We start from the raw sequence: 14235 nt of genomic DNA on the forward strand, positions 1-14235 counted from the left end.
CGTGCCCGCGTTGACGCCCGACCGCTGGTTCGCTTCAGACATCGGCCAGCCGAGACCTGCCGTTATTCGCGGGATGAGATCCGGGCAAACATGAGCGGTCCTGCGGCTGGAACAGCAAGCATCTAGAGCTGAAGAGGCGATAGCCACAGAACGAAGCGGAACAAGATGCTTCAACGAAGACGGTAAAACCGGCCTACCGCTGTGTTTTGGACTGATCAGACGATAACCGTCTGGCGAATCAGGGCGCTAGGCGCTCGCGCTGCCAGCTATTGGCGATTCGTCGATAATTGAGCCGGTCATGTAATCGGCTCGGGCGTCCTTGCCAGAACTCCATCCGCTCCGGCAGTAGCCGGTAGCCGCCCCAGTGGGGCGGACAATGAGGCGGCTGATCGACAAAGCGCTGTTCGGCTTCGGCGAGCAGTCGTTCGAGTTCGGCGCGATCGCCGATCACTCTGCTTTGCGGCGAAGCCCATGCGCCGAGACGACTGCCCAGCGGTCGCACCTGGTAATACGCATCCGACTCGGCAGCGCTGACCTTCTCGACCCGCCCCTCTATCCGCACCTGGCGTTCCAGGCTCGGCCAGAAGAAGGTCACCGCGGCGAATGGGTGCGCTTCCAGTTGTTCCGCCTTGGCACTTTCGTAGTTACTGAAGAAGGTAAAGCCGCGGTCGTCGAGCGCCTTGAGCAACAGCACGCGACAATGCGGACGACCGTCGGCATCAACCGTGGCGAGAGTCATGGCATTCGGCTCGACCGGGAGCTGCTCGGTCTGCACGGCGTCGTCGAACCATTGACGAAACAGGCCGAACGGTTCGTCCGGCGCATTCGCCTCACTGAGCCCTTCACGGGTGTAGTCGCGGCGCATATCGGCCAAGGTCTGGTTCATCGCAGGAGTTCCTGAAAACAGTCAAAGCCACAGCTTAGCCGGTTTAGCCCCGAGCCCCGCTTGATCCGAGGCAAAACAACTCCAAACGAAGGTGCCGCACCGACGACAGGTGCGGCGAGCGCTATTTGGTTTTGGTTACTTCTGCAGCTGCCACCTGAGTCGATTTGGCAGGTGCCTCGCTGTACAGCGCGATCAATGCCAGCAATGTGGGTTGCGGAGTGAGGACCATTTCGACACGACGATTTAGGGCACGGCCTTCTTCATGTTCGTTGGACGCGCGAGGCATGTCGGAACCCAGCCCGCGAATGCGCAGCCGATCGTGTTTCAAGCCACTGAGACGGAAGATCGCAGCAACGGCACCAGCACGCTTGCGACTGATGTCGCGGTTGATTTCTACCGATCCGGTGCTATCGGCGTGACCAAGCACGACCACGGCGGTTTTCGCGTCACCTTCCACCAGTTTCGCCACGCGACTGATAGGCCCAAGCGTGACAGGGAGCAGCATGCCCGGACGATCAGGGTTAAACGATGCATCGACCGGCGCAGTGACCACCAGGACACCCTCGCGGCGCTCGACCTCGAAACGACTGTCCTTCAAAGCGTCTTTGAGCCGGGGCTCGTAGTCGTCCAGCCAGGCATAATCGATCACCGGCTCCGGCGCAGCAGCCACTTCGGCAGGCTTTTCGCCGTTGGAGCTGCAGCCGGAAATGACCATGCAGAGAATCAGAGAGGCGCTTTTCAGCAGGTTCATGAGCAAGTTCCGTGAAGATGAGTTTGCGAAGACAAGCCGCGCGTGATCAGCCGGCAGCTTAAGCAAGGATTTGCCTCAAATTGTGGACGCAGGTCATTGTTATGAAAAGTCTCCCCATGGCAAACAGACGAGCGGTTCAGCCCAAACAGGCTTTTACTGCACGCGCCAGAGCCTGAGCACGAGGATCCATCAGAACATAGGGGCCAAGCGTGTTCGTGACATAACCGAACGCGAGATCCCGTTGCGGATCAGCAAAGCCAATGCAGCCACCGGCTCCAGGATGGCCGAAGGTGCCGGGGCCCATGCCAAACGTCGCATTTTCAACATCCGGCTGATCGAGCCAGCAGCCCAAGGCGAAACGGGTGCGGGTCAGCAAAGTACGATCTTCGCCAATACAATGCTCGCGGGTCATTTCGGTCAGCAGCGCCGGATTGAGCAGATCACCGCGCAGCAGCCCATCGTAGAAGCCGGCCAGCGCGCGTGCATTGCCGTGCCCATTGGCGGCGGGTTGCACCATTCTGCGCCACTCGGGCTTGTTGCCACTGTTCATGATCGACGGCGGGTTGGTGAATGCACGAGCGCTGAGTGATTGCGGATCGCCTGTCATCGCCTTGAACAGACGCTGCGCAGCCGCATCGCCGAAATTATTCTTTTGTCGGGTCAGGTAACCGACACGATCGAATTCTGAATCGGCCAGACCGATATGGAAATCCAGCCCCAGCGGGCGGGCGGTACGCGCAGTGATCGCTTCGCCCGGCTCGCGGCCATCGGCGCGGCGAATCAGCTCGCCGAGCAGCCAGCCGTAGGTAATCGCGGCATACCCATGTCCGTCGCCCGGTGTCCACCAAGGACTCTCCGCTGCCAGGGCAGCCGTCATCACATTCCAGTCGTACAACGCCTCGGCGGGAAGTGGCTTTCTGACAGCGGGCAATCCGGCCTGATGGCTGAGCAGTTGCCGTAGCGTGATGCCTTGCTTGCCGTTGACGGCAAATTCCGGCCAGAGCCGCGCCACCGGTTCGTCCAGCTGCAGCTTGCCTTCGTCTACTAGCTGCAGCGCAGCTACGGCGGTGAAGGTCTTGGTGCAGGAAAACAGATTGACCAAGGTATCGGTTTGCCAGGCTTGCTCACCAGCGTTGTCTGCCACGCCTGCCCAGAGGTCGACTACGGTTTCACCGCCGACCTTCACACACACCGCCGCGCCGCGCTGTTGAGTCTGCTCGAAAAGATCACTGAACGTGTCTCTGACCGCCTCGAAACGAAGATCGAAATATCCTTGGATCTGCACGCTTGCGCCCCTTATCAGATATGTGACCGATGCATTGTTTCAGCCGCGCTGGATCAGCGGAACCGCCTCGGCATTGATTACAGGATAATCAGCAGTTTGAATAACGATACATGCCGCCAGCAGGTCGGCGGGACGGCCGACCCGACAAACTAGCCGATCTCTCGCCGGAATGGCGGCAACGCATTGAGAATGGCCTTGCCATAGCGCTGGGTTACGACCCGGCGGTCGAGCAATGTGATGGTGCCGCGATCCTCTTCGGTACGCAGTAGCCGCCCGCACGCCTGCACCAGACGCAGTGACGCATCCGGCACCGCAATCTCCATGAAGGGATTGCCTCCTCGCGCCTCGATCCACTCCGCCAACGCCGCCTCGACCGGATCATCGGGTACTGCAAAGGGTATTTTCGCGATCACGACGTGCTCGCAATAGGCTCCCGGCAGATCGACACCTTCGGCGAAGCTGGCGAGGCCGAACAGCACGCTTTCCTCGCCATCGTCCACGCGCGCCTTGTGCTTGTTGAGCGTTTCCTGCTTCGACAGATTGCCCTGGATCAGCACCCGTCGACGCCAGTCACGTTCCAGGCCATCGAAAACATCCTGCATCTGCTTGCGCGATGAAAACAGCACCAGCGTGCCACGCGAGCCCTCCACCAGCTGCGGCAAATCGCGCACGATCGCTGCCGTATGTGCGGACGCATCACGCGGGTCGGCATTGAGATTGGGCACCCGTAACACACCTGCGTCTGCGTGATGGAACGGACTTGGCACCACAGCCGTCACTGCGCAACGCGGCAATCCCGCACGCATGCGATACCGATCGAAGCTGTTCAAGGCGGTGAGGGTTGCGGAGGTCACCAGCGCGCCATAACACACATTCCATAGATTGCGTCGCAATGTCTCGGCAGCGAGGATTGGGCTGGCATTGACCTCGATATCGAAAAGCGCGCCACCTTCTGCCAGGGTCAGCCAGCGTGCCATTGGAGGGCTATCCTCCGGATCATCGACGGTGAAGGCGGTCCACAGCTCCCAGTTGCCCTGGGCGCGAGTGAGCAGGCTTCCGAACAGCGGATACCACTCTTCGGCCTGATGGCTGGCGATGCCGACGCCGGTCTCGCCGTCCATCGCTTCTTTGAGCAGCTCGGTAAGCCGGGTGAACAGATCGTTGAGTTTGGCGAAGCCCTTTTTCAGCTCGACGCCTAGTTCGATCAAATGCTCGGGCACTACCCCACCGACGAATCGATGTCGCGGCCGCTCGCGGCCTTCCATGTCTTCACCGGCCTTGAAGTCGGCCAGCTGCTCGCACGCACTGAACATAAATTGTTGCTGACTGCGCAGGTCACGGGCGATCTCCGGAACCGCCTCGATCAGACGGCCAAGATCACCCGGCAACGGATGCTGGGCCAAAAGCTTGGTGAGATTCTTTTCGATCTGGGCAAGCCAGTCGGCAGTCGAGCGCAAACGAGTGAAGTGTGCGAAATGGCCGATGGCTTTGTCTGGCAGGTGATGGCCTTCATCGAAGACATAGAGCGTGTCTCGCGGATCCGGCAATACCGCACCGCCACCGAGCGCCAGATCGGCGAGCACCATGTCATGGTTTGTAACGATGACATCTACCTTTGTCATCCCTTCTCGCGCCTTGTAGAAAGCGCACTGCTGGAAGTTGGGGCAGTGTCGACCGGTGCATTGACTGTGATCGGTGGTCAGGCGCGCCCAATCGGGATCGGCAAGCTCTTCCGACCAGCTGTCGCGATCACCATCCCAGCGGTTGCCGGCAAGCTTTTCGATCATGCTGCCGAAGAGTTTCTGGCTGCGCTCGTCCACGTCTATGCGAAAGCCATCTCCTTCAAAAAGCTGTGCGGTGGCGCTTTGTGCCTGGCCTTCCTGCAGCAGCACATCGAGCTTGGACAGGCATAGGTAGCGGCCGCGGCCCTTAGCCAAGGCAAAGGAGAAGTTCAGCCCGCTGTTGCGCATCAGGTCCGGCAGATCCTTGTGCACGATCTGCTCTTGCAACGCGACGGTCGCCGTAGCGATCACCAAGCGTTTCCCCGCAGCCTTCGCGGTCGGAATGGCGGCCAGGCTATAGGCCACCGTCTTGCCGGTACCCGTTCCGGCTTCCACCGCAACGATTGCCGGCTCGCCGTCCCGACGGCCCTCGTCGTCTGCCTTGATCGCTCCCAGCACTTTCGCCACTTCGGCAATCATCAGGCGTTGACCATAGCGAGACTTGTGGCCTTTGGCCTCGAGAAAGCGGGAATAAGCGCCCTGGATCTGGGTCTTGAGTTCGGTGCTGAGCATGGGCGCGGAAGCTGTATATATTTTCAGTATTTTGAACGGGTGGCTATGATAGCGCGCGTTTCCCCAACCGCCACCGGAGATTTGTCATGACCCCTTTCGCCCTGCTCTATTCGCTACACGTTTTGGCCGCCGTGATTTGGGTGGGCGGCATGTTCTTCGCTTGGATGGTGCTGCGCCCCGCCGCCGTCTCGGAGCTACAGGCGCCCGAGCGGCTGAAGCTCTGGGCCGATGTATTTCGCCGTTTCTTCAAATGGGTCTGGGTCACGATAGCGGTATTGCCGATCAGCGGTATCGGCATGTGGCATATGCGCTTCGATGGTCTGGACGCAGCGCCTCGCTATGTACACATCATGGCAGGGCTGTTTCTGGTGATGCTGGCGTTATTCCTGCGCATCCAGCTGTTGCAGCTGCCGGAGCTCAAGCGGGCGATCGCCGTGCAGAATTGGTCGGAAGGCGGCGCGGCGCTGGGACGAATCCGCAAGTTGGTGGGTATCAATCTGTTGCTGGGATTGCTGGTGGTGGCATTGGCCAGTGCGCGCCCTTTGCTCTGACCTGAGCGAAATGAAACCGGTCGCGGCATAGGTCGCGGCATAGATAGAAAAAGCCGGGCGAGGTGCCCGGCTTCATCAGATCAGCATCGCATCAAGGACGCGCTTCAACCTCGGCTTCTACGCGACGGTTGATCGCACGGCCCTCGTCCGTCGAGTTGTCGGCAACCGGACGGGACTCGCCATAGCCAACCGCGTCCACTCGGCTACCTTCCAGGCCATGCTGATTGACCAGCACGTCACGCACAGCGTTGGCACGGCGTTCGGACAAACGCTGGTTGTAGGCGTCAGTGCCAACCGAGTCGGTATGCCCTTCGACAACAGTCGAGGTCTGGCCATACTGCTTCATGAAGTCAGCCAGATCTCGAATATCGTCCATGCTGTCCTGCTTGACCTGCGCACGGTCAAAGTCGAACTTGACGTCGAGCTCGACACGAACGGGCTCAGCCATCGGCTCAGGCTCAGGCTCGGCAACCGGCATCGGCTCTACAGTTTCGACCATGGCGACCGTTTCCTGCTCGGTACCGTTAGCCCAGCAATAAGCAGCCGCTATACCGCCCCCGATCAATGCGCCGTAACCTGTGTAGGTGCTGCTCTCTATCGCACCCAGCGCGGCACCGGTGACACCGCCGACAGCCGCACAGCTGGGCCAATCCTGCTTCTGCACCCCTGCACAGCCGGCCAGAAAGGTGGTCATCACAATCACGGGTACTGCTGTCCGTAAGCTACTCATCGGTAAAATCTCCTAATATGGGATCGGCCAGAGCGCCATGCGGACGGGCATAAGCGACTCCAGTTGTAACGAGACTAGGCCGGCATGCGCTGCCGCGCTAGTCTTTACGCTTTGCCAGACGGTACGAACTACATCTCCGCAAATTTCGATGCCTGACTCTGAGGATCCCGGTTTGATCGCAACCAGCTCATTACAAAGTCCACAACAGGCACTGGCCGCACTCCTTGAGCAATACGCCCCAGCGCGCCTGTTACATGTAGGCCTTAGCGATCTTCCCGCAATCGAGGCGTTCAGCCGCAGCCACCAAGCCAGCCAGATCGACCGAGCACCAACCCCTCCATTGTCCGAAGAGCTGGCCAGCCGCCGGTATGATCTGGCACTCGTTGCCGACTGCCTGGAACACCTACCGAAGCGAGACGGCCTCCAGTTGCTCGGCGGTATCCGAAACCTCAATGCCAGCCGCATTGCGGTTCTGGTTGATTTGAATGCCTGCGACTGGCAGGCCACGGATTTCTTTGCCCTCGCCCTGCAGGTCAGCGCGCGCTTCGAACGTGACGAACAGACCTTGACCCTCTTCACCTACGACCTGCTGGATTACAAGCAGGTTCCGGACTGGCTGAACGCGAAGTTCTGGGCAAATCCGCAGATGTTTGGCAAATACTGGTGGTGATCCGATGATGACCAATGACCCACTACATGGCGCGAACTGCCCTTGCGGCAGCGGCGACGCGCTCGACGAGTGCTGCGGGCGTTATCACGGCGGACTACCGGCACCGAGCGCGGAACAGCTCATGCGATCGCGCTACAGTGCCTATGTATTGGGGCTAATCAATTACCTGAGGGCCACCACACTGCCCGCCCAACAAGACTCGTTGGATCTTCAATCAATGAACGATTGGAGCGCAGCCAGCACCTGGTTGGGACTCGAAGTCGAGGAGAGCCAGCTGATCGGGGGGCAGCCGGAGCATGCGCTGGTGAGCTTCACCGCTCGCTGGCATGACTTGTCGGGAGAGCACGCCCAGCACGAGCGCTCGGCCTTCGTGCAGCACGACGGCCAATGGTACTTCATCGACCCGACCATCCCGCTAAAGGCCAGCCGTAACGATCCCTGCCCGTGCGGCAGCGGCCAGAAATACAAAAAGTGCTGTGCTGCCTATATATGACAAAGGCCGGAGAGCGCATCGCGCCAGCCGGCCTCTCGTTCGTGTCTACCGGTGCGATTATTTTTCGACGAACGCTCTTTCGATCAAGTAATGCCCTGGATCGCCCATCCGCGGCGATGCTTTGAGACCGAAGCTGTCCAGCACCTCGCTGGTTTCGGCCAGCATGCTCGGGCTACCGCAGATCATTGCGCGGTCGTCCTCGGGGTTGATCGCTGGCAGACCGATGTCCCTGAACAGCTTGCCGCTGCGCATCAGGTCGGTCAGCCGTCCCTGATTATCGAAAGGCTCGCGAGTCACGGTCGGGTAGTAGATCAGCTTCTCCTTCAAGGCTTCGCCGAAGAATTCGTTCTGCGGCAGATGCTCGGTGATGAATTCGCGATAAGCGACTTCGTTCACGTAGCGCACACCATGAACCAGAATGACCTTTTCGAAACGCTCGTAGGTTTCCGGATCCTGGATCACGCTCATGAAGGGCGCCAGGCCGGTACCGGTACTCAATAGATAGAGGTGCTTGGCCGGCAGCAAGTCATCGAGCACGAGGGTGCCGGTCGGCTTGCGGCTGATCATCAGCGAATCACCTTCCTTGAGATGCTGCAGCCGCGACGTCAGCGGGCCGTCCGAGACCTTGATGCTGAAGAATTCCAGATGCTCTTCATAGTTAGGGCTGGCGATGCTGTAGGCACGCATCAGGGGCCGCCCTTCGACCTCCAGGCCAATCATCACGAACTGGCCGTTCTCAAAGCGCAGCCCTGGGTTACGGGTGGTTTTGAAACTGAACAACGTGTCGTTCCAGTGATGCACACTGAGGACTCGCTCAACGTTCAAGTTGCTCATGTACGGATTCCCCTTAGCGCGCGGTAGACGCTTCAATATTTGCAGCAGTCTACCGGCACCGCTAATATCCGTTAATTGAATATTAACGATATATCTTATCGGTTATATAGATATGCATTTTACGTTGCGCCAGCTTCAGGTATTTGTCTCCGTTGCTCGCCAGGAAAGCGTTTCCCGTGCCGCGGAAAGTCTTGCCCTGTCGCAATCGGCAACGAGCACTTCGCTGGCTGAACTGGAGCGCCAGTCCGATTGCCAGCTCTTCGACCGTGCCGGCAAACGCTTGTGGCTGAATGCACTGGGCCGCCAACTGTTGCCGCAAGCGGTGAGTCTGCTCGATCAAGCCAAGGCCATTGAGGATCTGCTGGCTGGCAAATCAGGCTTCGGCTCACTCAACGTCGGCGCAACGCTGACGATCGGCAACTACCTCGCTACCCTGCTGATTGGCAGCTTCATGCAACATCATCCTGAATGTCGGGTGAAGCTGCATGTCCAGAACACGGCGCATATCGTCCTTCAGGTTGCGCAACATGAACTCGATCTAGGTTTGATTGAAGGCGATTGCCAACACCCGGACATCGAGGTGCTTCCGTGGGTTGAGGACGAACTGGTGGTGTTCTGCGCACCGCAGCATCCCCTGGCCGGGCGCACGGACGTGAGTCTGGACGAATTATCGCGTGAAGCCTGGATTCTCCGTGAACAAGGCTCGGGCACTCGCCTGACCTTCGACCACGCCATGCGTCATCATCCGGCGAAACTGAACATTCGGCTCGAACTGGAACATACCGAAGCGATCAAGCGGGCCGTCGAGTCAGGGCTGGGGATTGGCTGTATTTCGAGGCTGGCGCTGCGTGACGCATTTCGCCGTGGCAGCCTGGTTGCGGTGGCGACGCCAGAGCTGGACTTGACTCGGCAGTTCTATTTCATCTGGCATTCGCTGAAATACCAGACCGCGGCGATGCGTGAGTTCATCGAGCAGTGCCGGGCGCTTACGGCCGGGATCCGGCGTAGTGACGAGATCGTGCTGCCAACTATTGCGTGAAAGCGATAGAAGTACTCAGCGCTTGAAAGCGTGCACTGCGCAGCGGTGCGGACCAGCCGCATAGCTTGTTCACCCGAGGTGAAAGGCTGATTCACCCGCTCGGAATCGAAGCCATCTGCTGCAACAGCAGCGCTGCCTGGGTCCGAGTACGGACGCCCAGCTTACGGAAAATCGCCGTGACGTGAGCCTTGATGGTTGCCTCGGAGACGCTGAGCTCGTAGGCGATCTGCTTGTTCAGCAAGCCGTCGCAGACCATGGTCAATACCCGAAACTGTTGGGGTGTGAGGCTGGCGAGACCTTCGCTGGCCGCCTTGGCTTCGGGGCTGACGTGGGCCACGTCCTGAATGTTGCTGGGCCACCAGACGTCGCCGTCGAGCACGACCCGTACGGCCTCTTGGATGGTTTCCAACGAGCTGGATTTGGGAATGAAGCCGCTGGCACCGAACTCGCGAGCGCGCGCAACAACCGCAGCGTCTTCCTGAGCGGAAATCATCACCACCGGCAGTTGGGGATATTGCCCCCTCAGTAGAACCAGCCCGGAAAACCCGTAGGCGCCCGGCATATTCAAATCCAGCAGCACCAGATCCCAATCCGAGGCTCGGGTCAGCAGGGTTTCCAACTCGGCGATGCTGGCTGCTTCAGACAGTCGCACGCCATCTCCCAGACCCAGCGTCAACGCTTGCTGAAGCGCACTGCGAAACAGCGGGTGATCATCGGCGATAAGGATTTCGTAAGCAGCCATGGCAGACCTATAGTTTTTATTAGCGCCTTCATCGGCCTGAGCCGGATGCTGACATCATGTCGGCAATTACCCGAAATATAGCTCGGGAACGAACGAGGTGATGATATCGCGCCACCACTCGAAATTCGATCACCGGCCCGTATTTAATCAGGCGACGCAAACGTGCCTGCCGATGAATATGTGGTCAAGCACATCGGTTTGATGCAAAGTTTCCGACTTTCCCAGCCGAGCCCAAACATGCGTAACCAAGCCCTTCGTGCCGATTTTCTAATGCTCATTACCGCAATGATCTGGGGGACCGCTTTCGTCGCTCAGCGGATCGGTATGGATAACATCGGCCCGTTCCTGTTCACCGGTCTGCGCTTCGCTTTGGGCGCGATCGTACTGTTGCCCCTGCTGCTGCATCAGGGCCGCGGCGCTGCTCGACACGAACCTTTCTTTCAGCGGGGCCTGCTGTTGGGAGGCTTTTGCATGGGACTTGCGCTCACTTTGGGCATCAACCTGCAACAGGTCGGTCTGCTCTTCACCAGCGTGACCAATTCAGGCTTCATCACCGGCCTGTACGTTATCGTCGTGCCGCTGCTGGGTTTGATCATCGGCCAGCGAACCGGAATGGGGACCTGGCTGGGTGCGGTTCTGGCAGTGGCTGGCATGGCTTTTCTCAGCATTGGCGAGAACTTTCAAGTCGCGTCCGGCGACTGGATACAGTTGGCAGGCGCCTTCGTATGGGGCATTCATGTATTGCTGGTGAGCTTTTTCGTCAGCCGCCACGACGCTATCCGCTTGGCCTTTCTGCAATTCGCCACCTGCGCGGTTGTCAGCCTTGCGCTTGCAGCGCTGTTCGAAGATGCCAGTCTGAACAGCATCTGGCTCGCGGCGCCGGCGCTGATATATGGCGGCATGTTCGCGGTAGGCGTGGGTTACACCTTGCAAGTCGTCGCGCAGAAGCATGCGATCGCTTCGCATGCGGCCATCATCCTCTCACTCGAAGCGGTGTTCGCGGCGATCGCTGGCGCGCTGTTTCTCGATGAAAGCCTCAGTCTTCGCGGCTACTTCGGTTGTGCGCTGATGTTCATCGGCATGCTTGCGGCGCAGCTCTGGCCGCGCAAAGCACTGCCACCGATAGTCGGCAGCGAGATTCCGCAAACGGCAAGGCACTGACCGCGCTTGAACCAATCAGCGTTGGCCGAGCGCCGCCAGCGCTCGATGGATAGCGTCATTTGGATCGGGTTCGCGGTGGTGCTTGGCCCCGAGATAATGGTCCGTGAATCCATCGAGCCAGGCATCCAGCGCCGCAGATGCCCGGCCATCACCTGCCAGCGCCAGACACAACGCCGCGACTTCCGCAGTGCACAGATGCTCGCTACGAGTTGAGCGTCGCAGCCGATAGCGTGAAAGCACATCAGCCTGCAGGCTCAACACCGGCAGACGATTCAGATACGGACTCTTGCGGAACATCTTGCGCGCCTCGGTCCAGGTTGCATCGAGCAGGATGAACAGCGGGCGCTTGCACGCGAACACTTCGACATCGGTGACCACGCGTTCGGGTTCAGCATACTCGCCGGGAAACACCACGAACGGCTGATACTGAGGATCGGCCAGCAGCGCCAGCAGCGCGGGATCGACTCCGGTCCGCTGCCAGGTGAAGGCGTAGGTGTCAGCGACGATATCAGCGATCAACCAGCCGGTGTTGCTCGGCTTCAGCGGCTCTATGTCATGCATGATCAGGCACATCCCGCTACTCGCCTCCGCCTGCGGCAGCCAGTTGCACAGGCAATGACTGCTGGCGACGCGGCATCGGACGCAACGAGGCGTACGCGACCCCCTCGCGATAAAGGGCTTGGCGCTACGGGCCAGGCGCGTTTCGCGCAAACGGGCTACGGCATGTGGCATGGGAACTGGGATTCATCTGGCGGGCCGGTAGTTTAGCAGGCCGACCGGCGCCGATGGCAGGCGCCAATGAACCGCGCTGGCAGCTATCGGTCGAACGACGGGCAGTCATCAGGAGATCACCCATGCACCGTTTGACCACCCTAATCGCGCTCTGCCTCGCCCTGCCCTTCGCCCATACCGCTTCCGCGCAGGATCATGCGCTCACCCAGCTACTCGAGAAAGTTGCCAGCGAAAGCAGTGTCGGCACGCCACGCGCTATCAACTCCGATCTTCTCGACGAAGGCTATAGCGTCGATGGGAATGAACTGGTCAATCACCTGAGCGTCCAGCCCCGCCATGCCGCGCAGATGCGCGACAATCCGAAGCAGGTCCGCACGCAACTGGCTGCGAGCGTCTGCAACAACGATGGCCTGCGCCATTTGATGAATGAGGGGGCGGTATTACGCTTCGAATTCAGCGAATACCAAAGCAAGAAGCCTATTACCACTGAACGCTACCGCGCCAGCGATTGCTGAGGTCTTTGGCAAGCAAAGAACGTTTACGTAAGGTTCTTTTCGGCTCCTTCTCAGCAGCACCCTTGGATTGTTTCTGGCCGGCAACTGTAGGTGCCGCTTGATCCGGGCGGCTGCTTACCGTACGTCGAGACCGCTCGCAGGGCGCCACCAATACGGCAGCGTTACGGTGCCCACCGATCACCGTGCCGTTCCTGGCTTGGTCCATTCCAGCGCAGCGTCATGTATCACACCGACGCGATGGGCTACTGTTAAACCAAGACCAGGAGCAACCGGCCCGCGCTAGCACTGCCGGAACCTCTCCGATTCGTCACATTCATTGGAGTATGAGCACCAGCCGCAATACACCGCGCAAGAAGCAAAAACCTGCGTAGGGCGGCGCCGTAAGCGCCGCCGGCTCCAATACATGGGAGACGTTGTATGCCTTTCGAACCGGACGATTACCTATCGAGGCACTTCAAGACCAGCGGCGCGGACCTGTTGAAAAAAATAGATGAGCTGCTCGCGCAGGTCGTTCCACCAACCAGCCAGAACCTGCCGCTCTACCGGGAAATGCTGGTAACCGTCATGCGCATGGCACAAGCGGATCGAAACCGCTGGGATGCCAAGATTTTGCTGCAGACCATGCGCGAAATGGAACACGCCTTCAGCCGGCTCGACCAATTCAAACGGCGGCGCAAGGTCACCGTTTTCGGCTCGGCCCGCACACCTATCGAGCACCCTCTGTATGCACTGGCGCGCGAGCTTGGAGAAACGCTGGCGCGCTATGACCTGATGGTCATTACCGGAGCCGGGGGTGGGATCATGGCCGCCGCGCATGAGGGCGCCGGTACGGGCAACAGCCTCGGGCTGAACATCACCCTACCTTTCGAGCAGCACGCCAACCCGACGGTAGACGGCACCGACCACCTACTGTCGTTCCACTTCTTCTTCGTGCGTAAGCTGTTCTTCATCAAGGAGGCCGATGCGCTGGTGCTTTGCCCGGGCGGTTTCGGCACGCTGGACGAAACACTGGAGGTCCTGACCTTGGTACAGACCGGCAAGAGTCCACTGGTGCCGATCGTGCTGTTGGACGAGCCAGGCGGTTCGTTCTGGAAGGACGCGCTGAGCTTCATGCGTCATCAGTTAGAAGGCAATCGCTACATTTTGCCAACCGACATGCGTCTGATGCGCTTGGTCGATAACGCTGAAGACGCTGCCGCAGAGATCGATAATTTCTATAGCAACTTTCATTCGAGCCGATGGCTGAAGACCCTATTCGTTATGCGCATGAACCATGTGTTGACCGATGCTGCACTGCGCTTCATGAACGACGAATTCGCCGATCTATGTCTGAAAGGCCGCTTCGAGCAGCAGGCATGCTGCGAGATGGAACTGGATGAGCCGGAACTGCAGCGGCTACCGCGGCTGAGCTTCGTGTTCAACGGCCGCGACCATGGTCGGCTGCGCGAACTGACCGATTTCATCAATGCGAAAGAGAACTGGGCTGAGCCGCTGGGAGCCGAAGACTAAGGAAGGTGAGTTCATGCTCCCGCGATGATCATGCGCAAGAGAA

At 59.5% G+C, this 14235-nt stretch carries 15 protein-coding genes; 7 read left to right on the top strand and 8 right to left on the bottom strand.

Features of this window, described 5'->3' with window-relative positions; genetic code table 11:
* Positions 1–238: 238 nt before the first annotated feature.
* From pdxH to dinG, 4 genes are all read right to left on the bottom strand, one after another.
* Positions 239–886 carry a pyridoxamine 5'-phosphate oxidase gene (gene pdxH, locus AC2LD7_RS16790; RefSeq protein ID WP_484598867.1) on the bottom strand — a complete coding sequence of 216 codons (648 nt, stop codon included), beginning with the start codon at positions 884–886 and terminating at the stop codon, positions 239–241.
* A 121-nt stretch (positions 887–1007) separates the two neighbouring features.
* A complete protein-coding gene (locus AC2LD7_RS16795) occupies positions 1008–1637 on the bottom strand; it encodes an OmpA family protein (RefSeq protein ID WP_484598868.1) in 630 nt (209 codons plus the stop codon).
* 136 nt (positions 1638–1773) lie between these two features.
* Entirely contained in the window at positions 1774–2922 is a 1149-nt protein-coding gene (locus AC2LD7_RS16800; protein ID WP_484598869.1) for a serine hydrolase domain-containing protein, read from the bottom strand.
* Between the two features lie 149 nt (positions 2923–3071).
* Complete coding sequence (gene dinG, locus AC2LD7_RS16805) at positions 3072–5216, bottom strand: ATP-dependent DNA helicase DinG (RefSeq protein ID WP_484598870.1); 2145 nt, start codon at positions 5214–5216, stop codon at positions 3072–3074.
* Positions 5217–5302: 86 nt separating this feature from the next.
* Between dinG and AC2LD7_RS16810 the strand changes: the two genes are divergently transcribed.
* Complete coding sequence (locus AC2LD7_RS16810) at positions 5303–5767, top strand: CopD family protein (protein WP_484598871.1); 465 nt, start codon at positions 5303–5305, stop codon at positions 5765–5767.
* A gap of 91 nt (positions 5768–5858) precedes the next feature.
* Here AC2LD7_RS16810 and AC2LD7_RS16815 read toward each other — a convergent pair whose 3' ends face one another.
* The gene (locus AC2LD7_RS16815; RefSeq protein ID WP_484598872.1) at positions 5859–6497 is read right to left on the bottom strand and encodes an OmpA family protein; all 639 of its coding nucleotides are present in this window, start codon (positions 6495–6497) and stop codon (positions 5859–5861) included.
* Between the two features lie 148 nt (positions 6498–6645).
* On the opposite strand from AC2LD7_RS16815, the gene AC2LD7_RS16820 reads away from it, so the two are divergent.
* On the top strand, positions 6646–7167 hold the full coding sequence (locus AC2LD7_RS16820) for a DUF6231 family protein (RefSeq protein ID WP_484598873.1): 522 nt from the start codon (positions 6646–6648) through the stop codon (positions 7165–7167).
* Between the two features lie 7 nt (positions 7168–7174).
* Positions 7175–7660 carry a YchJ family protein gene (locus AC2LD7_RS16825; protein ID WP_484598903.1) on the top strand — a complete coding sequence of 162 codons (486 nt, stop codon included), beginning with the start codon at positions 7175–7177 and terminating at the stop codon, positions 7658–7660.
* Between the two features lie 57 nt (positions 7661–7717).
* Here the strand turns inward: AC2LD7_RS16825 and fpr are convergent, their stop codons facing one another.
* Positions 7718–8494, bottom strand: coding sequence for a ferredoxin-NADP reductase (fpr, locus tag AC2LD7_RS16830; RefSeq protein ID WP_484598874.1), 777 nt, complete (start codon positions 8492–8494; stop codon positions 7718–7720).
* 112 nt (positions 8495–8606) lie between these two features.
* On the opposite strand from fpr, the gene AC2LD7_RS16835 reads away from it, so the two are divergent.
* Positions 8607–9533: a LysR family transcriptional regulator gene (locus AC2LD7_RS16835; protein WP_484598875.1), complete on the top strand. Its 927-nt coding sequence runs from the start codon at positions 8607–8609 to the stop codon at positions 9531–9533.
* Positions 9534–9624: 91 nt separating this feature from the next.
* Here the strand turns inward: AC2LD7_RS16835 and erdR are convergent, their stop codons facing one another.
* Positions 9625–10275 carry a response regulator transcription factor ErdR gene (gene erdR / locus AC2LD7_RS16840; RefSeq protein ID WP_484598876.1) on the bottom strand — a complete coding sequence of 217 codons (651 nt, stop codon included), beginning with the start codon at positions 10273–10275 and terminating at the stop codon, positions 9625–9627.
* Between the two features lie 237 nt (positions 10276–10512).
* Between erdR and AC2LD7_RS16845 the strand changes: the two genes are divergently transcribed.
* Positions 10513–11436 carry a DMT family transporter gene (locus AC2LD7_RS16845; RefSeq protein ID WP_484598877.1) on the top strand — a complete coding sequence of 308 codons (924 nt, stop codon included), beginning with the start codon at positions 10513–10515 and terminating at the stop codon, positions 11434–11436.
* 15 nt (positions 11437–11451) lie between these two features.
* Here the strand turns inward: AC2LD7_RS16845 and AC2LD7_RS16850 are convergent, their stop codons facing one another.
* Positions 11452–12168 carry a tRNA-uridine aminocarboxypropyltransferase gene (locus tag AC2LD7_RS16850; protein ID WP_484598878.1) on the bottom strand — a complete coding sequence of 239 codons (717 nt, stop codon included), beginning with the start codon at positions 12166–12168 and terminating at the stop codon, positions 11452–11454.
* Between the two features lie 122 nt (positions 12169–12290).
* On the opposite strand from AC2LD7_RS16850, the gene AC2LD7_RS16855 reads away from it, so the two are divergent.
* Both AC2LD7_RS16855 and AC2LD7_RS16860 read left to right on the top strand, forming a co-directional pair.
* A complete protein-coding gene (locus AC2LD7_RS16855; RefSeq protein WP_484598879.1) occupies positions 12291–12683 on the top strand; it encodes a PA3611 family quorum-sensing-regulated virulence factor in 393 nt (130 codons plus the stop codon).
* Between the two features lie 417 nt (positions 12684–13100).
* The gene (locus AC2LD7_RS16860) at positions 13101–14192 is read left to right on the top strand and encodes an LOG family protein (RefSeq protein ID WP_484598880.1); all 1092 of its coding nucleotides are present in this window, start codon (positions 13101–13103) and stop codon (positions 14190–14192) included.
* The last annotated feature ends 43 nt before the right edge of the window (positions 14193–14235 follow it).

Source organism: Stutzerimonas sp., assembly GCF_982611455.1.

Excerpts from the sequence above, each read along its gene's own strand:
- pdxH (WP_484598867.1), bottom strand. The coding sequence starts at position 886 with ATGAACCAGACCTTGGCCGATATGCGCCGCGACTACACCCGTGAAGGG.
- AC2LD7_RS16795 (WP_484598868.1), bottom strand. The coding sequence starts at position 1,637 with ATGAACCTGCTGAAAAGCGCCTCTCTGATTCTCTGCATGGTCATTTCC.
- dinG (WP_484598870.1), bottom strand. The coding sequence starts at position 5,216 with ATGCTCAGCACCGAACTCAAGACCCAGATCCAGGGCGCTTATTCCCGC.
- AC2LD7_RS16810 (WP_484598871.1), top strand. The coding sequence starts at position 5,303 with ATGACCCCTTTCGCCCTGCTCTATTCGCTACACGTTTTGGCCGCCGTG.
- AC2LD7_RS16815 (WP_484598872.1), bottom strand. The coding sequence starts at position 6,497 with ATGAGTAGCTTACGGACAGCAGTACCCGTGATTGTGATGACCACCTTT.
- AC2LD7_RS16820 (WP_484598873.1), top strand. The coding sequence starts at position 6,646 with ATGCCTGACTCTGAGGATCCCGGTTTGATCGCAACCAGCTCATTACAA.
- AC2LD7_RS16825 (WP_484598903.1), top strand. The coding sequence starts at position 7,175 with ATGACCAATGACCCACTACATGGCGCGAACTGCCCTTGCGGCAGCGGC.
- fpr (WP_484598874.1), bottom strand. The coding sequence starts at position 8,494 with ATGAGCAACTTGAACGTTGAGCGAGTCCTCAGTGTGCATCACTGGAAC.
- AC2LD7_RS16835 (WP_484598875.1), top strand. The coding sequence starts at position 8,607 with ATGCATTTTACGTTGCGCCAGCTTCAGGTATTTGTCTCCGTTGCTCGC.
- erdR (WP_484598876.1), bottom strand. The coding sequence starts at position 10,275 with ATGGCTGCTTACGAAATCCTTATCGCCGATGATCACCCGCTGTTTCGC.
- AC2LD7_RS16845 (WP_484598877.1), top strand. The coding sequence starts at position 10,513 with ATGCGTAACCAAGCCCTTCGTGCCGATTTTCTAATGCTCATTACCGCA.
- AC2LD7_RS16850 (WP_484598878.1), bottom strand. The coding sequence starts at position 12,168 with ATGCCACATGCCGTAGCCCGTTTGCGCGAAACGCGCCTGGCCCGTAGC.
- AC2LD7_RS16855 (WP_484598879.1), top strand. The coding sequence starts at position 12,291 with ATGCACCGTTTGACCACCCTAATCGCGCTCTGCCTCGCCCTGCCCTTC.
- AC2LD7_RS16860 (WP_484598880.1), top strand. The coding sequence starts at position 13,101 with ATGCCTTTCGAACCGGACGATTACCTATCGAGGCACTTCAAGACCAGC.